The following is a 22,772-nucleotide window of genomic DNA, read 5'->3' on the forward strand; positions in this document are numbered from 1 at the left end:
ATTCAGAAGATGTTTTGTTACAGGAGTTTGTGTATTCGGAAAAATTTCTTTTCATTTAGTTCAAACAATCTCATTCCTATGCAGATGTTAAACATAGAATACTATAGAAAGATTTCAATGGTGGAGGGGGGTGTTGAGAAAATGGGGAAAACATTGATGAAGATTTCGGTGGTTTATTTCATGATCGGTATTTCTTTCGGCTTATACATGTCTTTTACACACGTGTTTAACTTGACTTCAGTGCATGTTCACTTGAATTTGGTTGGATGGGTCTCTTTGGCGTTAGCTGGCGTATTCTATCATCTATATCCAAATTTAGAGCAGACCGGAATGGCGAAAGCGCATTTCTGGCTCCATAACATTGGCTTGCCAATTATGATGATCAGCATTGCAACGGCTATTTTAGGTGGTCCGGAAATATTCTTCCTGTTCGCAACGTTAGGTGGAGCAATGACTGTTTTAGGCGTGCTTTGCTTTGGATTCAACGTGCTGCTTCGGTTGGATAAGAATTAAATTGTAAATGAACAGGCGAAGGAATGTATTAGCATCCCTTCGCCTGTTACGTACCGAAAGTCCACCTTACTGATTGCTCCAATCCTCACTTACCATTCCAAACACAAAATGATCAACAAACTTGTTATAAAGCCATTCAGCTTGTTTAATGCGACCTTCCTGCTGGAAACCAAGCCTCTTCGGAATCGCCATGCTTTTTTTATTTTCAGTAGCAGTTCGAATTTCAATTCGATTCAACCCTAATTCTGTGAAGCAATATTCGATAACCGCCTCGCATGCCTGTGTCATCAGCCCATTGCCTTCATGTCCCTTCCCAAGCCAATAGCCGATGGACGTCGATTTATTTGACCAATTGATACTGTGCAATCCTATGACGCCGGCAAGTTCCCCTTTATGCCATATCCCCGCTTGGAATCCATCATTGCGGCTGAACTGCTGCATCGTTCCCATGATGAAGCCTCTCGAATCCTCCACCGTCTTCGTGAAATCAACCCACGGAAGCCATTCACGCAAACTATCACGTGATTTGTCAGTAACATTGAATAATTGTTCCGCATGTCGCACTTCCAATAAGCGCAACTCAATTTCTTCATTTATTTTATGAATGAACATTCTAAATTTCCCCCTTTATAGTTTCTTTTGCCGTAAAGACGCATAAATTCCGGTACACACGCATAAACTCGATTATTTACGCATATTCCCTCCTAAAAACGCATAAATCGGAAAAAAAGTCCATAAACGCCACCAAAAACGCATAAACAGAAATAATCACGCAAAACATGCCCCTCACTCCCGTACCAATAACTCCAAAAACCTCGTAGAAGCCGGCGAAAGCGGAACACTTTTCAAGGAACAAACCCCGATGCTTCGACGCGGAATCTCCCCCTTTAGCTGCACTTCCTGCAGAACACCACTTTCGAGATAATCCTCCGTGAATTCCCTTGTCACACACGCAATTCCCATATTGATCCGCGCAAATTCAACGACGAGATCATGGGAGCCTAATTCGAACTCCGGCGAGATCTTCACGCCTTTCGACAAAAGAAAGTCTTCGACATACTTTCTTGAATTTGAACTCGGCTCAAGGAAGATCAGTGGGAGCTTCGCAAGCTCGTGGAAACCGATTGGCCTCGCAAGCAGCTTCCGATATTTATCTCCATAGACGAATGTATCATGGATATCCATGCAAGGTCTTACGTTCAATGCATCATCGACGACAGGCAAATTGCATACGACGATATCGACTTCGCCTGATTTCAGCAATGAAATAAGCGCATCCGTCGTACCATTTTCGATTTTTAACTTAAGACTTGGGTATCGATTACGGAAGGCTTCCAGTTGGGGAAGCAGAAAATACTTGGAAATCGTATCACCAACGCCTATCCGTAGCTCACCGATCGTGAGATTTTTGAACTCTGCAATCTTTTCTTCCCCGATCTCGATTAAATTGATGGCAGAATTAACATACTCCAACAGAAGGCTTCCTTCGTTTGTTAGCGTGACACCCTTAGGAGTACGATTGAACAGCCGTGTTTCCAGCTCTTTCTCTAACTGCATAATTGATTGGCTGATGGCGGGCTGGGTCATGAAAAGTTCCTTCGCTGCCCCGGAAAAGCTTTCATTTTTCCCTACAATACAAAAAATGCGGTACAAATCCAATTTACTTACCATATAACCACCTCTTATATCCATTATTAGATATATTAATTTTACTTATACCACTGATTGGTAGTATCATACAAGTAGATCGTCAGTATAGTTTTGCGATAAGGAGCGATAACATTGGAAAGAGTAGTTGGAACGGTTGTCAGAGGTCTTCGATGCCCAATTATTAATAAAGGGGATAATATCGAGGAGATCGTTGTAGATAGCGTATTGAAAGCGGCAGAAGTCGAAGGGTTAACGATCAATGACAGAGATATCGTCACGATCACGGAATCCATCGTAGCTCGTGCCCAAGACAATTATGCGACAGTCGATCATATTGCGAAAGACGTTCAATCTAAATTCGGCGACGACACAATCGGCGTCATCTTCCCGATATTGAGCCGTAATCGTTTCGCCATCTGTCTACGAGGCATTGCGAAAGGCACCGCGAAGAAAATCGTTTTGATGCTCAGCTATCCATCCGATGAAGTCGGAAATCATCTTGTCGATATTGACACACTCGACGAAAAGGGCGTCAACCCTTGGACGGACGTTTTAAGCGAAGAAGAATTCCGTGGCCATTTCGGTTACAATAAACATACATTTACTGGTATCGACTATATCGATTATTATAAATCAATCGTTGAAGAATACGGCGTAGAATGCGAAGTCATCTTCTCAAATAACGCGAAGACGATTCTTGATTACACAAAAAACGTGCTCACTTGTGATATTCATTCACGTTTTCGTTCTAAACGCATCTTGAACGGGAACGGCGCTGAAAAGGTTTATAGCCTGGACGATATCCTTTCAGAATCGGTTGATGGCAGCGGCTATAACGAAGCATACGGACTTTTAGGCTCCAATAAAGCGACAGAAGACAGCGTGAAGCTATTCCCACGCAACTGCCAACCGGTTGTCGACTCAATTCAAGCAATGCTGAAAGAGAAGACAGGTAAAACAGTTGAAGTCATGGTGTACGGCGACGGTGCGTTCAAAGATCCAGTCGGCAAAATTTGGGAGCTTGCGGACCCGGTCGTTTCCCCTGCATACACAGCAGGCCTGGACGGCACACCAAATGAAATCAAATTGAAATACCTTGCAGACAACAACTTCGCTGATCTACGCGGCGACGAGTTGAAAAAAGCGATCAATGAGTTCATTGAGAATAAAGAGGAAGACCTCGTTGGCTCAATGGAATCCCAAGGGACAACCCCTCGTAAACTTACGGATTTGATTGGATCTTTGTCCGACCTGACATCAGGCAGCGGGGATAAAGGGACTCCGATTGTGTTCATTCAAGGATATTTTGACAACTTTACGAAGTAAGATACAGCCCTCGGTCATTGACTGAGGGCTTTTTCATGTTAATTTGAGGTGGGCGATGCTCTGCCGGGGAAGATTTTCCGGTTATTGATCATTTCCCGGGGTTTATTGATCATTTCCCGGCGGATATCGATCAATTGCTTAGAGTTATCGGTTATTTCCCGGAAGTTATCGGTTATTTCCCGAGATATATGGTCATTTTGGGACTTATTGACTATCCACACTCTTACTTACTCTTTCATTGAAAAGAAAAAAGGTAAGAGAATTTCCTCTTACCTCACTTCCTTAATGCCTCCAACACCTTCTGCGCTTGATAGCCAACTTCAAAGTCATATAGATCCGCTTCTTGCCCGTTCACTGCTTTTACTAACTCGTCAATTAAACGCGGGTTTGTGGCTGTTTCAAGAGAAATTGGTTCAAGAATGTCACCCGTTTTCCCTCCCCGTAACTCACCCCAGTTTTCCAATGTCAGGACGCCTTCTGATCCATATGCGGTAAATCCAATATGCTCTTTTCCAGCTTGTCCGCTTATCCCTTCAATCAAAACTGGCGTGCCATCCGCAAGTTCTGCCGTGGCAATGATACCCGTTTCACATAGCGTAGGGTCTTCCGGGAATTCCAACCGAGTTTGGATATTGTGAAGCTCGCCGAATAATTTAAGCGTTTGCTGGATGAAATGGACGCCGACTTCAAGGACAAAGCCGCCTTGCTCTCGCCCGCCAACCCAGTCATTTTTCTGCCAAGCACGCGGCCATTCAGGGAAATGCATGGAGAGCTGGAGGCGACGCAACTTGCCAACATAGTTTTCGTTGATGAGCTCAGCGAATTTCGTTGCCGCCTGACCGTAATTTAGCGGAAAGTTCATGGCATGAACGATGCCCGCTTCTTTTGCCGCATCCGCCATTTCTCTCGCCTCTTCCAATGAATTCGCTAAAGGCTTCTCACAAAGGACATGCTTTTTCGACTGAATGGCATCCATCACGATGGCGTGGTGGAATTTCGGCGGAACCGCAACGTAGACGACATCCACCTCGTCGTTCGATAACAACTGCTTATAATCGGTATAGGCTTGTACATCGCCAAGGTTGTCGGCCGTTTCCTTTGCGAGTGCTTCCGTTCGGTCACACACTGCCGTTATTGTGACCGCATCGTGCTGTTTGAATTGGTTGATCAACCGCTGACCAATGGCTCCAAGGCCGATTATTCCAATATGTATCATGAAAATTCCCCCTTTTCCCTATCGTACAATAGGTGGGGCAGGCTGTCATTTGTTTATTGCGGGAGTTGGAATGGACCCTGGTGTGGAAAGAATGGGCCTTTGTTCAAAAGAATGGACCCTGAAGCGGAAAGAATGGGCCCTAATTCAAAAGAATGGACCCTGACGCGGAAAAAATGGACCCTAATTCAATAGAATGGACCCTGACGCGGAAACAATAGACCCTACCCTACGCAGTAGGAGTTCCGGAGTTAACGAGAACTCTCCCCATATTAACGAGAACTTCCATACTGAAACGACAACTCCTCACCGATCAATCCGATAGATCCCTTTCCGATTCCTCAACACACAGTCATTCCGCATAAAAATGCCAATCATGCGGTGATTCGCTTCATCCGTACTGCCGACATACGTTGTAGCCCCAATCCCCTTCAGCAATTGGAGTGAAATCCTATGAAGGGCAGCTCCATATCCCTTTCCTCGCCATTCCGGCATAACACCGAAATAAAACAGGCGCCCCTCATCGACTGTTCCTTGCTCGATAATTGGGATGCTTAAACCGATTGGCTCGCCGGATTTTCGGAAAATGAAACAAGATGCTCTCCATTCAAGGCCAAGTTCATTCTCAAGCGACTCCATTACTTGTTCGATTGTAAACAATTTATTTTTATTCGCAGATCCGCTGCGACATTGTTCATACAGCTCCGCAAAATCTGAGTCAGACATTCCCCCGTCAGACAAAGCTTCAACAGAAATTCCAGGCTCGCCAGCGAAACTCTCATCCAATTCCCGTGTATATTCTACAATCGTTGAAACCTTACGGAATCCCTGATCCAATAACCAATCCTCATACGTTGCATCCATTAACAGCGACAAGTACGCGACTTGATTTTCCCGCCATTCGGCTAATAAACTACCAAATACCTCAATGTATTCCTGATCAGGTACACTTTCATCTTTCACTTGATCCACAAGCCAATACTCCCGATCCTTCTTAATCGTGTTAAATAAATCCACATTACCAACCCTTTCAATTGAATCAACGTACTTTATTCAACAAAAACAGAGTAATTCCTTCTTTTTAAAAAGAACAGCAGCCTCCGCAGCTGCCGTCCCTCAATCCAACTTATTTGCATCCACCACATACAAAGAATAAAAACCGGCACCCTCCACATTAACGACCAACTTCCCTTCAGGTGTAAACCGTGGTCTCACAAGGCGTTCCTGTATATGATTCAACGTCGGTAAAGCATGCGCTTTGTTATTTTTAATTTTATAAAGCTCGACTGTATTTGAGCTCTTTTCCGGAGTGCTAAGCGCAAGCACATCCCGATACACTGCATACGAAACAAAATCCGGCGTCTCCACTGTGTAGAACTGTCCATCTGATAAATCTACATAACCGAGGGTAGTCATCTCATCCCCTTCATTATACAGGCCAGCAAACACCCTGTTTTCGGAAACAGTAAGGTTATACACACTCTCATATGGAAAGACAAAGGAACCGATTTCTTGATTTGTTTGGAGATCATATACAGAAAACGATACTTGAATAGGGTCAATTTCAGTATAAGGATCCCAAAGAACAAGTTTTCCTTCACCCACCGCTTCATGTCCAAACTGTTTTTGCAACTTGTCATAAAGTCGGGTCTGTTCGAGCGTCGTCAAATCAAGCTTCGTGAGCCATACATCACCCCAACTTACAGACGTATAGATCAGTTGATCCCCGGCAATCTGCATGTCATGTAATTCATCAGGGATATTTCGAATTTCCCCGTTTGAACGATTCAAAACGAAATATCCCTCTATGTCTTCCTGCTTCCAAACAATCCAACTCTCGTTTGCCACAACTTCATAACCTGATATATTCGCATCCCCGTCTATAAGAATCTCTTTTGTATTCGATTCGGTGTCAAACGCAATAATTCTTTTCCCGTCCGAGTAAATTATTTCCTTCGTTTCATCTACATAAATCGCGGTAATCAAAGTTCCAAGATTCTCGCCGGGTATGGAAACTTTCCGCAGAACATCAGCAGGGGTCGATTCTTCGATAGCTTGTTCGCCTATCTCATTCTGGATGTACGGCATACCTAAGAACCCGGCAATCCCAACAACAGCAATCGCGGTGACAAGCGGCTTCAATGCAGGCTTCCTTGAAGGCGCACCATTTTCCAACCGACGATGGGCTTCCGCTAAAATTGCTTGTTTTTGCTCATCTTTTAACGTCACTTTTTCAGGAATCGATTGATCTAAACTTTTTCGCAAATGCTCATGCATAATCATTTCCCTCCTCCAAGGCTATACGAGCCATTTCCCTACCCCTTGCAAGCCGTGTTTTGACTGTATTCACTGGACAGTTCAACACACTCCCGATCTCCGTGACGGTCAACTCGGAATAATAATGCAGCCAAATAACTTCCCGATACTTGAGCGGTAGTCCTTCAATCATTTTCACAATGTGATCATCCGACTCTTTTTGGAGAATCTTTTTTTCAGGCGTATCTTTGTTAACTAACAAATGACCAAACAGATTAGAAATCTCCATTTTCCGATATGCCCAGCTTTTAAAATAGTTATGGCACTCATTGACGGCAATCCTGTATAAGTACGTTTTAACGGACGAGCGGCCCTCGAATTTTTCGAGGTTCAGATAATAGCGGATGAACACCTCCTGCACGATGTCCTCCGCTTTCTTTTCATCTTTGATGATGGCATATATGAGCCGCAATAAGTAATCCCCGTAGGAATCAATAGCGGTTAAAAGTAATTGATCACGTTCATGCTTTTGCACCACTCCGCCTCCCTCCCTAAATGTTAGACAAAACAAATGATGAAACGGTTTCATTTTCGCTCGCCTTATTAAATAATGTTAGATTTTTATAGTTTATTAACAAAGCGCACATTGATTTCAAATTGATTTTTATGTTTTTAATCAAGATACCAATCAATATAACACCTGTACTTTTTCATTACTTTTTGATAAAATATTCTAGTGCGCATTAATAGAAGAAGTTTTGACCAAAATATTGCCTAAGGGCTTAAGGAGTGAGCGATACTTAACAAGGAGCTGATATCTATGACAACAGAACAAACTACTATGAAACAAGACACAGATGTTGAAGTCGTCAAAGACTATTCATTGGACCGTGTACCTCGTGAGGAACGAAAGTCCGGCTGGCTTAGCATTACGAACATTACGTTCGGGATTGCTACCGCTATTTTTTACTTCCAAATGGGAAGCGTGATGGCACTTCAATTCGGGGCTCCCAATGCCCTCATTTCGGCTGGCTACGCAATCATCGTAGCAGGCCTGCTTGGTACAGTCATCGTTTATTTATCGGCTAAGTCGGGAATGAACGTTAACCTATTGTCCCGAGGAGGCGGCTTCGGCTATATTGGAGCATCATTGACTTCTCTCATTTACGCTTCGAATTTTATCATGTATTGTGCTTTCGAAGGACTGATTCTCATATCAGCTGTGCACCATTTCCTACCTTCATTTCCAAAATGGGTTTTAATCCTCGTATTTGGACTTATTGTCATTCCTCTAAATTGGTTTGGAATTAAACAACTGGACAAGCTGCAGAAGTGGTCATTACCTATTTTCATCTTCTTCTTGATCACTGCAATTGTCGTTTCATTCATCAAACCTGCTATCTATACGGGTCCTGTTTTCTCTTATATGCCTGAAGGAGTACAGCTTGGTGGAACCGCTCTGCTACTCTGTATGGGTATGCATAATGGAATTATGGGCTTAACCGCTCTATTAGCTTCTGATTATGCCCGCTTTTTACGTCCTAAAGATATTAAAGTCGGATCTTTAGCAATCGGGTTCATTCCTCAAATTTTTTGTTATGGTGTAATGGGAGGATTAGGTATCTGGTTCGGCGTCCGTTATTTGGAGTCGGATCCAGGCGTTTATATTGTACTGCTGTTAGGAATCGGCGGTGCGTTATTTACTATGTTGACGCAATTGCGTATTAATGTCACAAATATTTATAGTAGCTCACTCTCCCTGTCAAACTTCTTTGAAAATATCTTCCGTTTTACCCCTGGTCGACGATTTTGGGTCGTGGTCTCTGCATTGACTGCAATCGTATTAATGCTTGGAGGAATTGTTGACCATCTTGCTACGGTCATGACTTTCCAAGGTGTCTTCCTATTTGCATGGGCTTCCATCTTGGTAACGGATGCGCTAATCGTAAAAAAATGGTTGAAAATCGGACCAAATTATTATGTTGCAACACAAGATTATTTGTACAAATGGAATCCTGTCGGCGTTGTTTCCCTCCTTCTTGCAAGTGTGGTCGGTACAATCGCAGCACTTGGCTATATGGGGGTCTTCCTCCAGTCAACTGCCGCATTTTTCGCCGCAGTGTTAGCTGCTATCTTGACAGTCATCATTGCGATACTGACAAAAGGAGCATATTACCTATCGCAAGAACCTCCTCATATAGTAGAAGAGGACAAACTGAAACGATAAACGCAAAAAACCATGCCTGCTTGAATATGAGCGGGCATGGTTTTTTTATTGTTTGAGCATATTCCACACGGGTACGTGAATATTGTGGGCTTTTCATTCGCTTCTTAAGGCAGGTGCTTTTCATGTTGGGACTTTCTGATTTGCTATCACTTATTATTTCGGCATTCATCATTCTGCCGGTAGTTGTGTTCCTGAGGGAATCGGGGTATTTACTCGTCAGTGCCATTTTCGGCGTTGAAAATCCAAGGATTACAATTGGGTCAGGACCGCGCATAAAAAAATTAGGCATATTCGATATCCGAAAGCATTATCATATGTATAGTTGGTTTTCATTCGATTCGATAAAAAGAGAAAGCAAACTTGCGTACATTTGCATCTATGCAGGTCCCATCCTCATCAATATTGTCATTGCTTTAACAATTAACGAGATGCTCGCAAATGGGATCATTGAAGGGCAACGCACGTTTTGGGAAAGGTTTATTTTTTACGCTTTTTATTATGTATTATTCGATATCGTACCGATGATTACAATGAACGGAAAGCCGAACAACGGCATGATTATCTATGAAATGATCCGTTATGGAAAACGTGTGGATTTTAACGAGGAGCCCTTCTTGCCGTCCACGACTGAAGTGGAAGAAGGGTATCAGGAGCTTATGAAGGAAATTAAGGAAATCAAAAAAGAACGAAAGCAGTGACAGGCACCCGCATAATTCTGTTTGGCGGGCGCCTGTCACCACTTAATCTTTTCGTTCTTTCTCTTTTTTGAAGTCTGGTTCTTCACCGAATTCAGTGTTAAGATTCGGATTCGTGAAACGCTGTCGATCTGGAGCGACTTCCCGATCTTCATCCGGTTTAAATAAAATCCCTAAACAAATTAGACCTCCAATTGCTACAAGAGCGTAAATGACTCGAGATAGAAATGCATCCTGTCCGCCGAACAAAGAAGCTACCAAGTCATATTGAAAAAATGCGATTAAGCCCCAATTCAAAGCGCCTATAATGGTTAAAGCCAAAGCGATACGCCGAACTGCTCCCATCATGAATTCCTCCTTCATTCTTCTTGCCCTATTATCTTTAGCTAAAAACAGTATTTAATACATGTGAGTGCAAGTTCAAATTTTTTGAAACCTTTTTCAAATTCTCCTCGTAAAGAAGGGAACAAAGGAGTGTGTAGAGGGAATATGAATAAGTTTAGTTATAATAAACCAAAATTAGATATCCCGAAAACTTCATTGCAGAAGATATTCGATTTCCTGACGATTATCATTTTTTTGGCAGGAATGATTTATATAATTTCCGTATGGGACCAACTACCAGACCAAGTTCCAGCACATTACAATGCTGCCGGCGAAGTCGATCGTTGGGGTTCGAAATGGGAACTCGTCCTTCTTCCAGCGATTGCTGTTTTAATGGCCATCTTCCTGACGTTTTTGGAGAAGCATCCGGAATGGCATAATTACATGAATCTCAATGAAAGTAACATTGAATTCCAATACAGAAATTCAATGATATTTCTCAATGTAATTAAAAATCAATGTGTCCTACTGTTTGTTTTCTTGAGTTTTAATATTTCGCAAGTGGCGTTAGGAAAAGCCGAATCGCTTGGAATTCTATTCTTGCCTATTTTCCTTGTCATTATGTTCGGTACGATGGCTTTCTTTATTATCCGATCGATAAAACAGAAATAATGGTGATATACTAAATACACAGCTTAAGTCAGTCAGGAGATGTAAGAATGAAATATGATGTGTTTTTATTCGACTTGGATGATACGTTAATGGATTTTGTGGAAACTGAAAAAAATGCGTTTACGAATGTTTTCACTACACATGGTTTCCCTAACGCATTGACGGATTTTAGGGACACATACCGTGCGGTCAGCACAGTGCTTTGGGGAGATTTGGAGCAAGGTAAGATGGCGTTGTCCGAATTGAAGACGGAGCGTTTCAGAAGGTTGTTCCTTGAACACGGTCTTGAGATGGATGCGGAGGCGTTCGGTCAATTGTATCTTGACTATTTAGGGAAAGAAGTCCATTTGATTGATGGAGTGACAAGGATGCTTCATTCCCTTGAAGGCGCGAGACTCGCTGTTTTGACAAACGGCTTCAAAGACGTTCAGCTTGCGCGCATCGCTGCTTCCGGTCTATCCGATACATTCGAAGCAATCTTCACATCTGAGGAGATTGGTTTCCAAAAACCTCAACCTGGGATTTTCGAGCATGTATTCAAGCAGTTGCAAATCAAAGACAAATCACGTGTCCTGATGGTAGGAGACTCCCTTTCATCGGATATTCGCGGGGGCAATAATTTTGGGATTGATACATGTTGGTATAATCCGAACCGAAAAGAAAATAACGGCATGGCAAAGCCTACATATGAAATTCATGATTGGGAAGAGTTTCAGATGATAGTCAATCAAACGATCGCGTCCAGATGAATGGGCGCGGTCGTTTTTTATTTGTTAAAGACATTTAGCGCGACAGTTTATTGTACTGCTACCAGTTCTACACCACGGCCGCATTTGTTCCACGTGAAAACTACTGAGTCGAAAGTCCTGAAACGACGATAACTTCCTGAAACTGACCGATAACTTTGTGAACTTGACCGATATATGTCAATATTTGACCGATAACCTCGCGAATTTGACCGATATCCGCCGGGAAGTGACCGATAACTTTCCGCAGTCGTTTCCAGCATGCAATTTCACATCAAAAAAACCATTCCAGTTGCACAATACAACCGGAATGGCTTTTTATCATGATTTATTTAAACGCTGGAATTGCTGTTTCGTCGTAGTTTTCTTCCAAGAACTTTTTGACTTCCGGGCTTGTCATTGCTTCAGCCAACTTTTGAATAGGCTCCCAGTCTTTATTGTCTTCGCGAGCGATTAATGTGATTGCAAAGTCGTTTTCACTGCCTTCTGTGAGCAGTGCATCGCTTTTCGGTGTCAAACCAAGCGGTGCTGCGTAAGCAGGTGTCATAACGACTGCATCCGCATCGTCGTACATGCGAGCAAGCATCAGTAAGTCGACTTCTTCGAACTTATAGTTTTTCGGATTGTTAACGATGTCCGCTTTCGTGTAGTATGTGTCTTTCTTTTCGCCTAACTCAATGACTCCATGCTGTGCCAACAATGACAATGAGCGATCGATGTTGGAAACATCATTCGCCATTGCGATTACAGCGCCTTCAGGCATTTCATCCATTGAATTATAATCCTTCGAGTATACTCCGTAGTTTGCAAAATAGATTGGAGTGATCGGAACTAAATTTGCATTGTTATTCGCATTGAATTGCTCCATGTATGGAACGTGTTGGAAGAAGTTCGCATCGACTTCTTTAGCGGCAAGTGCAGTGTTCGGCTGAACATTATCGCCTAACACAACAACTTCCAATTCGATTCCTTCTTCAGCGAGCTTTGGCTTTACAAGTTCAAGAATTTCCGTCATCGGTGGGATCAATGAAGCGACTTTCAACGTCACAACTTCATCATCCTTTTGAACTTTCGCAGGCTTTTCCGCACCTTTATCCTTGCCGCCACAAGCCGCTAATAGGACTAGTAGCATTACCGTTAACATAAGTAGTTTCTTCATGTTGTTCCTCCTAATGTTATCTTTTATCTATCATTCGTGATACAGTTGTCCCCGTAAATTGGATGAGCTGTACCAGTATGACCATAATGATTATCATGTACATCATTAAATCATCTTTGAATTGCTGGTAACCATACCGGATGGCAAAGTCCCCAATTCCGCCGCCTCCGACAACACCCATGATTGTCGAATAGGAGATAAAACTGATAATCGACGTTGTCAATCCAAGGACGAGGCCAGATCTGGCTTCGACGTACAAGAATTTTAAAATGATTTCCCTCACGGAAGCACCCATTGAAACAGCTGCCTCCATGACGCCTCTCGGTACATCCAATAAGGATTGTTCGACTAAGCGCGAATAATGCGCGATGGCGATGATGGATAGTGGCACCGTCGCAGCGGCTGTACCCATCGCTGTCCCGATGACCATTCTCGTAAACGGGAGTAAAAAAACAACCAACAATAAAAACGGAAATGAACGGGTGACGTTCACCAATAAATTCAAAATAGAAAAGATGAAATGATTCTCGTAAAGTTGTCCCTTCCTACACAGATAAAGCAACGTACCTACAGGTAGACCAACAAGAATTGCAGCTATGATTGAAACCCCTACCATGATAAAGGTTTCACCAATTGATTGCCAAATTTCAGCTTCATATTGAACCAAAATTTCAGGCATGGCCTACATCACCATCCTTAGTCAGTTGTTCCACAAAGCTTTTCGGATTATTATCCAGTATATGAATCCCTTTTGGCTCTATCGAAACAGTGTCATAAACCTCGCCATCTGCCATGACGGTTACGCGATTGCAAATACTTCTAATCACGTCCATCTCATGACTGACAATGACAATTGTGACACCAAGACTCTTATTCACATTTTCCAATACACCAAGGATTTCGGCTGTCGTATTAGGATCGAGTGATGATGTTGGTTCATCACATAACAAAACTTGCGGGTTATTCGCGAGTGCCCGTGCGATTGCAACACGCTGTTTTTGCCCCCCGCTCAGTTGCGCAGGATACTTGTCCTGAAAACGTTCCAATCCAACGAACTGCAGACACTCCATCACACGACCCTTACGTTGTCGTCTTGGAAACCTTGCTAACTTCAGGGAAACCGCAACATTTTCATAGACAGTCTTATTTGCCACCAAATTAAAATGTTGAAAGATCATTCCAATCGACTTTCGTGCTTGTCGAAGATCCTTGCCACGCATTTTTGTTAATGTTTTACCGTTTATCTCAACATCGCCTGCCTCTGGGATTTCCAGTAAATTCATGATTCGCAGTAAAGTTGACTTTCCAGCACCACTTGCTCCGATGATGCCATGAATTTCACCATTATGCACCGATAGTGAAACGGATTTAACGGCTTTAAACTGCCCAAAATTCTTGCTGACATTATGTAAAATAATCATAAAAAAATCCCTTTCTAAAAATTTGAAGGGTGATTGCGACGTTAACTATTATAACATTAATAATTATTTATTTCAGGACTATCCACATCTATATTTCTCTTTGTATAATTTACCAAAAGGGAGAGATGAATCATGTTGCATTTAGAGGAGATAACAAAAGAAAATTGGTATAAGGCGATTTCACTCCGCGTCCGGGAGGATCAAGTGAATTTTGTGGCATCAAATGTATTTTCGTTGGCACAGTTGAATTTTCTTGAAAATTTCACCGCAAAAGGTATTTTCTACGGCAAGGAAATGGTCGGCTTTGCGCTATATGGTATAGACGATGACGACCATGAGTACTGGATTTATCGTATGATGATTGACCAAAATCATCAGGGCAAAGGCTATGGAAAAAAAGCGATTCAACTTGTAATGGATGATATTCGGGAAATTAAAGAGGATTATCATCAAACAGTTACCTTGTCCTATGAACCGGCAAATGAACATGCGAAACGGATTTACGAAAAAATTGGATTCCAGGAAGTAGAAGGCTTCGTGATTGACGGTGAGCAAGTCGCCCGGTATACGTTTTAATAGACAAAAAGCTGACAAGGCAAGTAGCCCTGTCAGCTTTTTACATTCATTTATTCTTCCTTCTTCGGATCATCTTCCACGACAAGGTTGGCATCCACATTAGGAACTTCTCGGTCTACTCCCAATGTATCGTCCGCCTCGGTATCTCCTGTTTCAACATCAACCGAACCTTCTTCTTGAGTTGCTTCTTGTTCAGTATTCATAACTTCATCTTCAACCGGCTGCTCAGTGACTAAACCAAGTGCCTGTGCAGTTGAAGCATGGACTTCATCAAGAAGGTCAGGGTTCTCGACAAGCGAAACTCCGTAAGATGGTACCATTTCTTTAATTTTCGGTTCCCATTCTTTGATCTGTTGTGGGAAACATCTATTCAAAATTTCAAGCATTACATGGACGGCAGTTGAAGCACCTGGAGACGCTCCAAGCAACGCGGCAATCGATCCATCCGCAGCTGTGACAACCTCCGTACCGAATTGAAGTGTACCTTTGCCGCCCGCCTCAGTATCCTTAATGACCTGGACACGTTGACCAGCAACTACCATATCCCAATCTTCACTCTTTGCTTCAGGAACAAAATCACGTAATTCTTCCATACGCTGTTCTTTCGATAACATCAGTTGCTGGATCAGGTATTTCGTCAATGACATTTCTTTTGCCCCAGCAGCTAACATTGTAAATACGTTGCTTGGTTTCACTGATGTGATCAGATCCATATTGGAACCCATTTTAAGGAACTTCGGTGAAAAACCGGCAAACGGACCGAAAAGCAATGATTTTTTATTATCTATATATCTCGTATCTAAATGTGGAACAGACATAGGTGGCGCACCAACAGATGCTTTCCCGTACACTTTCGCATGATGCTGCTCAACCACTTCAGGATTTTTACAGACCATGAACAATCCGCTCACGGGGAAGCCACCGATATGTTTACTCTCTGGAATGCCGGTTTTTTGCAATAAATGCAAGCTTCCGCCACCAGCGCCGATAAAGACAAATTTTGCTTTATGGCTTTCCACTGTACCGGTACTGAGATTCTTAACTTTTAACTCCCATTGACCGTCACTTGTACGTTTAATGGTATTCACATTATGTCGGTAATTAATATCAACATTGTTCCTCTTCAAGTGATCGAATAACATGCGCGTCAACGAACCAAAGTTGACGTCTGTGCCGGAATCGATTTTAGTCGCTGCAATCGGTTCTTTTACATTCCGCCCCTTCATCATTAACGGAAGCCACTCTTTTAGTGTCTCTAAGTCCTCAGAGAATTCCATACCTTTGAATAAAGGATTATTGGACAGCGCCTCATGACGTTTCTTCAAGAATTTCACATTCTCTTCCCCGCGTACATAACTCATATGAGGTAACGGCATGATGAAGTCCTCTGGATTGCTTATCAAATTGCTACTTACAAGATATGACCAAAATTGTCTTGAAAGTTGAAACTGTTCATTGACCTTTATTGCTTTACTAATATCAAGGGAGCCATCGGGTTTTTCAACAGTATAGTTGAGTTCACATAATGCAGCGTGGCCCGTACCCGCGTTATTCCATTCATTCGAGCTTTCCTCTCCTGCATCAGAGAGTTTCTCAAACACTTTAATCTTCCAATCTGGTGCTAATTCTTTCAACAAAGTCCCCAAAGTTGCACTCATGATTCCGGCGCCAATTAAGATAACGTCTGTAGTATTTTGTCTGTTACTCATATTTACCTTCCTTTATGCCTTGAGATTTGAGAAAGGATGTACGCGCTCCCATTAAGCATCAGCAAGCCAAGGCGAGACCTAGGAACACACCTTTTCCGATTCAATCTTAACCCTGTATATTGTATCACAGTTAGTGATAAATCAAAACGACTATAGGTTCTTATTTCGATAGTGTCATATCCATTCCCTGTCCAACAAATCTAGTAATCGTTGAAAATTGTCTTCTCCTAAACTTGCCAATATTTGTTCATCAATCCTATTTTTCAATACTACTGTCTCCGTATAGCATTCTCTGCCTAAATCGGTCAGATTAATAACCTTTTTTCCCTTGCGTTCCGCACTCAACGTTGTAACTACAAGGCCCTTCCCCTCCAACCCATTAATAAACTTATGAGCGGCTTGTCTGGAAATATCATTTTGCTTGCAAACCTTTGTAATTGTATCGTTTCCTTCTTGTATGGAAGAGAGTATATACCACTCCGAAATTGTAATTGAAATATCTTTTTCTTCTCCCCAAATTTGTTCCGCAAGAGAACGTAATTGCGTATAATGCCCTCTCATTAAATCGAGGACATTTCTTGTTGTTAGATCAATACCCATGTCATTACCTCCGTGATATATATATCCGTACTATAATGAAAATCAGCCAACGCGTCAACTAAGTTGACATAATAGAAAATATAGCATATACTATATGTAAACTTAGTTGACGTTTGATACTAAGATAGGAGGTATGCTTATGTTTAAAGTCGGTGATTTAGTCACGTACGGCTCACATGGCGTATGTAAAATAAAGGACATGTCTGAAGAAACATTCGGCGAGGAAACGAAATCCTACTATATTTTGCATCCGATTGATCAGCCTACGCTAACAATTTATTGTCCCGTAAACAGCGACCAGTCCACGTTAAAAGATATTATCTCTGAAGAAAAAGCAAATCTTATTTTGGAATGTTTCACAAAACCAACTGACAAATGGATTGCCCATCCTTCTGCACGTTATCAGTCTTTCAGTTCCACTTTGAAAACGGGTGACTCTCTCCAAATTGCTGCTTTAGCGAATACAATAATACGCAAAGAAGTGGATTTAGCAGGCGACGGAAAGAAATTAGGATCACGGGATATTGAAATTTTATCTTCAGTACGCCAAATACTGATTGAAGAATTAGCATTGGCGTTATCTACGACACCCGATAAAGTTTCGAATCGAATTGTACAACTTATTTCCGACTCAAGTACTGATTCGACTATGCCGATTGCAGAGTAGGACAATCCACCAAATAATATAAATCTCTATAGGAGTAGGCGGGCACATTTGGTGTCTGCCTTTTTCTATTGCAATTTGAAATAAACTGCAAGTGCCTCAGCCAATGCTTCACCTTGTGCCTTCAGTCTTTCCTTTGAACGAAGTGTTTGGATATCGATTTTAGAATCCATGAAGCCGCCTTCTGTCAGAATGGCAGGCATTTTCGTTTCACGCAGCACGTGAAAGTTTGCCCTTTTCACCCCCCGATCCTTCAATCCCATCGCTTCAGCAATCCGTGGTCCGACAAGTCGTGCAAGCTCCAATGATTTAGGACTGACAGCAGGCGAATTCATCACATATGTTTCCACACCTGTCCAAACACCCCACTTACCCGTATTTGCATTATGATGCACAGCTACATAAACGTTGGCATTCCACCTATTCGCCCGATCCGTTCTCTCACGTAGTGGCACATCCGTTTTTCCGGTTAGGTCGTCAACACGCAACACTTGTACATTTCCATACGTAGCAAGTTTCGCAGCACAAGCCTGAACTACTTGGCTGTTGAATTCCCATTCCCTCTCCCCGTCAGGCGAGCTCTTACCAGGCGTATTAAGACCATGCCCTGCATCCAGAACGATTTTCACGATTTTCACCATATTCATCTTCCTTTCTTATTATCATCCTCTCTCTCTATATATAGTTTGGATTTTGGACGAGGGATAGTATACATAACAGATTATCATTTGTATAATATAGTCAGAATGTTTCATATTGATAAAATCCATATAATGAGGAGTGTGTTCATATTGAAAAAGTACATGAAGGAGTTTTTTAGTGATATTCACGTTTTGATAATGGTTGTGGTACTGCTTATGGGGCTTGCTTTTATTGTTACAGAAATAAATAAATGGTCGATATGGCTGGCCCTATTTCTCGGAATGGTTACCTATACAGGTGCCGAGTATGTTAATCATCGATTTGTTTTTCATATGAAGACACCAAAAAATCCGCTATTGCTGAAATTTATAAAGCGTATTCATTTTGACCATCACGTCGACCCACGAAATTTGAAACTATTATTCTTGCCGGTATGGTATAGCTTGCCACAAATCATTGTTATATCATTGATTGTTTACGCTATTTTCGGGAATTCGGCTTTCGCAATTGCTTATGGATGTGGAATTGCAGCGATGCTTTTGTATTACGAGTGGGCACATTATGTTGCACATCAACCAATCAATCCAAAGACTCCTTGGGGCAAACAGATGAAGAAGATGCATCTCTGGCATCATTTTCAAAACGAAGATTATTGGTATGGTGTCACCAATCCAGTCTATGATAAATTGTTAGGGACATACGCTGACCAGAAGGCCGTAGAAAAAAGCAAGACTGCCCGCAACTTGGAAAAGAGGGTATAATAAGGGGGAACTTATTAAAAATTCGTATATGGCTACTTCAACGACTAAAGGGAGTATACTATGAAATCCAAATTCCAATTTACATTATCAATGATCATATTTGGAACGATTGGTCTATTTGTAAAATATATCGATTTATCATCAAGTGAAATAGCTTTATTACGTGGTTTAATCGGAAGCTTATTTTTAATGACTGTCATATTCATAGTGAAGAAAAAGATTCCATGGGCGTTGGTGAAAGTAAATGCCGTTCTTTTGTTAGCTTCAAGTATCGCATTAAGCGCTAACTGGATTTTCTTTTTCGAATCGATCAAGCATACGACCTTGTCAAATGCTGTACTGAGCTATTACTTCGCTCCTGTATTTGTAACGATTCTGTCGCCAATCGTTCTGAAAGAAAAACTGTCAGCAAAGAAAATAATCTGTATTGGTATCGCCATGCTTGGTATGTTGTTCATTGTCGGCAACGGAAAGGTCAGTACATCCGGTGTAGGGGATCTGATTGGTATTGGATATGGATTAATCGCCGCCGCATTTTATGCATCTTTAATGCTTATTAATAAGTTCATCAAGAATATGGACGGATTAGAAACCACAATAATCCAACTTGGAATTGCAACAACGCTACTTATGCCATATGTATTTCTCACTGAAGGATTTGGTGTATTGAACGTTCCCGGTTCCACAATTCCGTTTATCGTCATCATCGGGTTTGTACATACTGGTTTTGCTTACTTATTATTCTTCTCAAGTATACGAAAGTTGAAAGGACAGAGTATTGCTGCCTTAAGTTATGCGGACCCCATTACATCTTTACTAATTTCCGCAGTTATTTTGCAAGAGCAAATGACATTTATTCAATTGATTGGCGGAGCATTACTGTTAGGCTCCACATTTATCAGCGAGAATAATTCAATTAGATTTTCAAGACGTAAAATTGGATATATGTAAGAATGAGTGGGAGGCATTCGCTTCTCACTTTTTTATGTAAGGAGCATACGATTGATGAATAGACAGAATAGAGTTAACTTCAAAATGAGAATGATCGTATTAGTAGGTGCCCTTGTCATTGCGATTATTACGGGAATCGGCCTTTATATCGGTCATTTCATATCCAACGCAATGGAGGAGCAAGTTGGCAATCGTGCACTTGGTGTAGCGAAAAGTGTAGCACTTATCCCGGAATTAGCTGAAGCGTTTAAACACGATGACCCTGCATCCATTATTAATCCCCTTGTATCGCCTATTCAAAAAGCAACAAAAGCAGAGTTTATAGTCATCGGTAATACCGCAGAGATTCGATACGCACATCCTATTCCGGAAAAAATCGGAAAGAAAATGGTGGGAGAAGACAATGAGAGGGCATTGGTTTTTGGTGAATCTTATGTTTCAAAGGCGGTTGGGTCATTAGGCAGTTCAGTGCGCGCAAAAGTCCCTGTATACTTGGACGGTCAAATTGTGGGTGTTGTATCGGTCGGATTTCTAGTGAATGATATCCAATCAATTATAAAGTCTTATAACATCCATCTTTGGGTTGTTCTGTTGAATACCGCCATTTTAGCTGTAATTGGTGCAATTCTTATCGCATCGTACATTAAAAAATTATTATTCGGCCTGGAACCGGAAGAAATTACACATTTATTAGTTCAAAAAGAAGCGATTCTTCAATCCACACATGAAGGCATTATTGCTGTAAATCAAACCGGCATGATTACGCTAATCAACTCTGCTGCACAACGCTTACTTTTCAATCAAGTCATTCATTCAAAAAACTACGAAGGTATGTCAATCAACGATCTCACAGCTGCAAAGCATTTGCTTAATTTCCTTCAAGATAGTAATGACCGAATCGATGAGGAAATAATTATTGGCAATACAATTGTTTTCGCCAATAAAATGCCCATCTATGACAAAGGCTCATTGGCTGGGACGGTATTCACATTCCGGAACAAAACCGAAATTGATTTATTAACAAAGGAATTACGATCGATTAAACAATATACAAATGCGTTGCGGGCACAGACACATGAATTCTCGAACAAGCTTTATACGATTCTTGGTCTATTGCAACTTGGTAAAAAAGAAGAAGCGATTTCCTATATCCAGCAGGAAAGCTCGGTACAAAAAAACTGGATTCGCTTGGTCATTCAAAAAGTGTCAGACCCGAAAGTAAGTGGACTTTTACTTGGTAAAATCAATCAGGCGAGCGAGTTAGGGATTGAGATTACAGTTCAAGAGGATAGTATACTAACAACTCACTTAAATGAAATGCAGAGTGAAGCATTGCTGACCGCTATCGGAAATTTATTCGACAATGCGATGGATGCCGTGAGAAAGGCTCCACCGGCTCAACGTAAAATAGCAATCTTTTTTACGGATATTGGAAATGATATTATTTTTGAAATCGATGATTCCGGTGAAGGTATCGCCGCCCAGTATATGAACAAGGTTTTCGAACAAGGATTTACTTTAAAAGAAGGAGAACATGGTGGTTTTGGCCTATCACTTACAAAACAACTTGTAGAAAGATTAAGCGGGGAACTCTATTTGGAAGAAGGAGACCTTGGCGGTGCAAGCTTCGTGCTTTCAATACCGAAAGAAGTGGATGAAAGAAGGAAACCATATGCTTGATACGATTAAGGTTTTAATTATTGAAGATGACTTTCGAATTGCGGAGATAAACCGTCAATTCGTCAATCGTGTAGAAGGATTTATTGTAGAGAATGTTGTAAAGACAGGTGAAGAGGCACTTACTTATTTGCGCAGCGTAAGTAGTTTGCCACAACTGATTCTATTGGATGTCTATATTCCAGACGTTCAAGGAATGAATTTATTCTGGACATTACGAAATGAGTTTGCAGAGATTGATGTCATTATGATCACTGCAGCAAAAGAAGTGGAAACAATTGCTGAAGCGCTTCGAGGCGGGATTTTCGATTATATCGTAAAACCGGTTGATTTTGAACGATTTGAACGTACATTATTAAGCTTCCAAAACCAAAAGTATATTTTCACGACAAAGTCGGAATTGCAACAAGAGGAGATAGACCGCTTGACAGGCCATCAAGTAATTTCAACATCAAATATAGAAGATCTTGAGGTAGGATTGCCGAAAGGAATCGATCAACTTACGTTAGAAAAGGTGAAAAATATCTTACAAGAAAGCGATGAGTCCGGCATAACTGCGTTGGATGCCGGAAGCAAAGTAGGCGTAAGTCGATCGACCGCGCGGCGCTATTTGGAATACTTAGTGTCCATAAAGGTTGCGGATGCCAAGTTAAAATACGGAGACATAGGCCGCCCTGAACGAAAATACACACTGTGGACAAAATGAACAAAACAACCAAAACATCCATTAGTGATTTTAGTTACATAAACTTATACATTTAACCTCTCTATGATAAATTTCTAACTATAGAATATTTTGAAATAGAGATGGTTATTTTTTTGCGGATACTTTTTTTAGTCAGGTATGTATCCGCTTACATGAACCTTTCTTTTTCAAGAGTGGACTTCGGTATATCAATTGAAGCTTATTTTCTTTTGCGTAGAGGATATTATCTTTTTCCGAATAAGCTGTATCTCCGATTACCGTGTCAATCTCCATACCCGTTTCTT

The 22,772-nt window shown here is 41.5% G+C and carries 25 protein-coding genes; 12 read left to right on the forward strand and 13 right to left on the reverse strand.

All coding sequences use genetic code 11. The annotated features are described in order from the left end of the window. Positions 1–141: 141 nt before the first annotated feature. Entirely contained in the window at positions 142–513 is a 372-nt protein-coding gene (locus P5G49_RS04435; RefSeq protein ID WP_301242244.1) for a cytochrome-c oxidase, read from the forward strand. A gap of 66 nt (positions 514–579) precedes the next feature. Here the strand turns inward: P5G49_RS04435 and P5G49_RS04440 are convergent, their stop codons facing one another. Then, entirely contained in the window at positions 580–1,125 is a 546-nt protein-coding gene (locus P5G49_RS04440) for a GNAT family N-acetyltransferase (protein ID WP_301242245.1), read from the reverse strand. A gap of 174 nt (positions 1,126–1,299) precedes the next feature. Next, a complete protein-coding gene (locus P5G49_RS04445; protein ID WP_301242246.1) occupies positions 1,300–2,184 on the reverse strand; it encodes a LysR family transcriptional regulator in 885 nt (294 codons plus the stop codon). Positions 2,185–2,295: 111 nt separating this feature from the next. Between P5G49_RS04445 and P5G49_RS04450 the strand changes: the two genes are divergently transcribed. Next, entirely contained in the window at positions 2,296–3,489 is a 1,194-nt protein-coding gene (locus tag P5G49_RS04450) for a coenzyme F420-0:L-glutamate ligase (protein ID WP_301242247.1), read from the forward strand. Positions 3,490–3,763: 274 nt separating this feature from the next. Here the strand turns inward: P5G49_RS04450 and P5G49_RS04455 are convergent, their stop codons facing one another. The 4 genes from P5G49_RS04455 to P5G49_RS04470 all read right to left on the reverse strand — a co-directional run bounded on the left by P5G49_RS04455 (position 3,764) and on the right by P5G49_RS04470 (position 7,496). After that, on the reverse strand, positions 3,764–4,705 hold the full coding sequence (locus P5G49_RS04455) for a Gfo/Idh/MocA family protein (RefSeq protein ID WP_301242248.1): 942 nt from the start codon (positions 4,703–4,705) through the stop codon (positions 3,764–3,766). 303 nt (positions 4,706–5,008) lie between these two features. Further along, on the reverse strand, positions 5,009–5,719 hold the full coding sequence (locus P5G49_RS04460) for a GNAT family N-acetyltransferase (RefSeq protein ID WP_301242249.1): 711 nt from the start codon (positions 5,717–5,719) through the stop codon (positions 5,009–5,011). 99 nt (positions 5,720–5,818) lie between these two features. Next, the gene (locus tag P5G49_RS04465; RefSeq protein WP_301242250.1) at positions 5,819–6,979 is read right to left on the reverse strand and encodes a hypothetical protein; all 1,161 of its coding nucleotides are present in this window, start codon (positions 6,977–6,979) and stop codon (positions 5,819–5,821) included. Next, the gene (locus P5G49_RS04470; RefSeq protein ID WP_301242251.1) at positions 6,972–7,496 is read right to left on the reverse strand and encodes a sigma-70 family RNA polymerase sigma factor; all 525 of its coding nucleotides are present in this window, start codon (positions 7,494–7,496) and stop codon (positions 6,972–6,974) included. The genes P5G49_RS04465 and P5G49_RS04470 overlap by 8 nt, the downstream gene beginning before the upstream one ends. 282 nt (positions 7,497–7,778) lie before the next feature. Here P5G49_RS04470 and P5G49_RS04475 point away from each other — a divergent pair, with 282 nt between their 5' ends. Both P5G49_RS04475 and P5G49_RS04480 read left to right on the forward strand, forming a co-directional pair. Further along, on the forward strand, positions 7,779–9,185 hold the full coding sequence (locus tag P5G49_RS04475) for a purine-cytosine permease family protein (protein WP_301242252.1): 1,407 nt from the start codon (positions 7,779–7,781) through the stop codon (positions 9,183–9,185). Positions 9,186–9,307: 122 nt separating this feature from the next. Further along, entirely contained in the window at positions 9,308–9,883 is a 576-nt protein-coding gene (locus P5G49_RS04480; RefSeq protein WP_301242253.1) for a hypothetical protein, read from the forward strand. Between the two features lie 42 nt (positions 9,884–9,925). Here P5G49_RS04480 and P5G49_RS04485 read toward each other — a convergent pair whose 3' ends face one another. Continuing rightward, positions 9,926–10,225 carry a DUF378 domain-containing protein gene (locus tag P5G49_RS04485; RefSeq protein WP_301242254.1) on the reverse strand — a complete coding sequence of 100 codons (300 nt, stop codon included), beginning with the start codon at positions 10,223–10,225 and terminating at the stop codon, positions 9,926–9,928. A gap of 144 nt (positions 10,226–10,369) precedes the next feature. Between P5G49_RS04485 and P5G49_RS04490 the strand changes: the two genes are divergently transcribed. Together P5G49_RS04490 and P5G49_RS04495 are read left to right on the forward strand one after the other, a co-directional pair. Beyond that, positions 10,370–10,876, forward strand: coding sequence for a DUF1648 domain-containing protein (locus tag P5G49_RS04490; protein ID WP_301242255.1), 507 nt, complete (start codon positions 10,370–10,372; stop codon positions 10,874–10,876). Positions 10,877–10,923: 47 nt separating this feature from the next. Beyond that, the gene (locus P5G49_RS04495; RefSeq protein ID WP_301242256.1) at positions 10,924–11,625 is read left to right on the forward strand and encodes a YjjG family noncanonical pyrimidine nucleotidase; all 702 of its coding nucleotides are present in this window, start codon (positions 10,924–10,926) and stop codon (positions 11,623–11,625) included. Positions 11,626–11,950: 325 nt separating this feature from the next. On the opposite strand, the gene P5G49_RS04500 is transcribed toward P5G49_RS04495, so the two are convergent. The 3 genes from P5G49_RS04500 to P5G49_RS04510 are packed head-to-tail and all read right to left on the reverse strand — an operon-like array spanning position 11,951 to position 14,202. After that, a complete protein-coding gene (locus P5G49_RS04500; protein WP_301242257.1) occupies positions 11,951–12,781 on the reverse strand; it encodes a MetQ/NlpA family ABC transporter substrate-binding protein in 831 nt (276 codons plus the stop codon). Between the two features lie 16 nt (positions 12,782–12,797). Further along, complete coding sequence (locus P5G49_RS04505; protein WP_301242258.1) at positions 12,798–13,460, reverse strand: methionine ABC transporter permease; 663 nt, start codon at positions 13,458–13,460, stop codon at positions 12,798–12,800. Next, the gene (locus tag P5G49_RS04510) at positions 13,453–14,202 is read right to left on the reverse strand and encodes a methionine ABC transporter ATP-binding protein (protein ID WP_301242259.1); all 750 of its coding nucleotides are present in this window, start codon (positions 14,200–14,202) and stop codon (positions 13,453–13,455) included. The genes P5G49_RS04505 and P5G49_RS04510 overlap by 8 nt, the downstream gene beginning before the upstream one ends. A gap of 132 nt (positions 14,203–14,334) precedes the next feature. Between P5G49_RS04510 and P5G49_RS04515 the strand changes: the two genes are divergently transcribed. After that, complete coding sequence (locus tag P5G49_RS04515) at positions 14,335–14,778, forward strand: GNAT family N-acetyltransferase (protein WP_301242260.1); 444 nt, start codon at positions 14,335–14,337, stop codon at positions 14,776–14,778. 50 nt (positions 14,779–14,828) lie between these two features. Here the strand turns inward: P5G49_RS04515 and P5G49_RS04520 are convergent, their stop codons facing one another. After that, positions 14,829–16,487: a malate:quinone oxidoreductase gene (locus P5G49_RS04520; RefSeq protein ID WP_301242261.1), complete on the reverse strand. Its 1,659-nt coding sequence runs from the start codon at positions 16,485–16,487 to the stop codon at positions 14,829–14,831. 174 nt (positions 16,488–16,661) lie between these two features. Then, entirely contained in the window at positions 16,662–17,087 is a 426-nt protein-coding gene (locus P5G49_RS04525) for a MarR family winged helix-turn-helix transcriptional regulator (protein ID WP_301242262.1), read from the reverse strand. Positions 17,088–17,226: 139 nt separating this feature from the next. Between P5G49_RS04525 and P5G49_RS04530 the strand changes: the two genes are divergently transcribed. Next, entirely contained in the window at positions 17,227–17,754 is a 528-nt protein-coding gene (locus tag P5G49_RS04530; RefSeq protein ID WP_301242263.1) for a CarD family transcriptional regulator, read from the forward strand. A 65-nt stretch (positions 17,755–17,819) separates the two neighbouring features. On the opposite strand, the gene P5G49_RS04535 is transcribed toward P5G49_RS04530, so the two are convergent. Beyond that, positions 17,820–18,392 carry an N-acetylmuramoyl-L-alanine amidase family protein gene (locus tag P5G49_RS04535; RefSeq protein WP_301242264.1) on the reverse strand — a complete coding sequence of 191 codons (573 nt, stop codon included), beginning with the start codon at positions 18,390–18,392 and terminating at the stop codon, positions 17,820–17,822. Between the two features lie 147 nt (positions 18,393–18,539). Between P5G49_RS04535 and P5G49_RS04540 the strand changes: the two genes are divergently transcribed. From P5G49_RS04540 to P5G49_RS04555, 4 genes are read left to right on the forward strand one after another with little or no spacing between them, the layout of a single operon-like run. Further along, positions 18,540–19,154 (forward strand): sterol desaturase family protein, encoded by a 615-nt coding sequence (locus P5G49_RS04540; RefSeq protein WP_301242290.1) that lies wholly within the window; start codon positions 18,540–18,542, stop codon positions 19,152–19,154. 60 nt (positions 19,155–19,214) lie between these two features. Continuing rightward, on the forward strand, positions 19,215–20,105 hold the full coding sequence (locus tag P5G49_RS04545) for a DMT family transporter (protein ID WP_301242265.1): 891 nt from the start codon (positions 19,215–19,217) through the stop codon (positions 20,103–20,105). Positions 20,106–20,159: 54 nt separating this feature from the next. Then, positions 20,160–21,785, forward strand: a complete 1,626-nt coding sequence (locus P5G49_RS04550; protein ID WP_301242266.1) for an ATP-binding protein — start codon at positions 20,160–20,162, stop codon at positions 21,783–21,785. After that, entirely contained in the window at positions 21,778–22,488 is a 711-nt protein-coding gene (locus P5G49_RS04555) for a response regulator (RefSeq protein ID WP_301242267.1), read from the forward strand. The genes P5G49_RS04550 and P5G49_RS04555 overlap by 8 nt, the downstream gene beginning before the upstream one ends. The last annotated feature ends 284 nt before the right edge of the window (positions 22,489–22,772 follow it).

This window comes from Sporosarcina highlanderae (assembly GCF_030433715.1).
In the GTDB taxonomy this organism is placed as follows: Bacteria; Bacillota; Bacilli; order Bacillales_A; family Planococcaceae; genus Sporosarcina; species Sporosarcina highlanderae.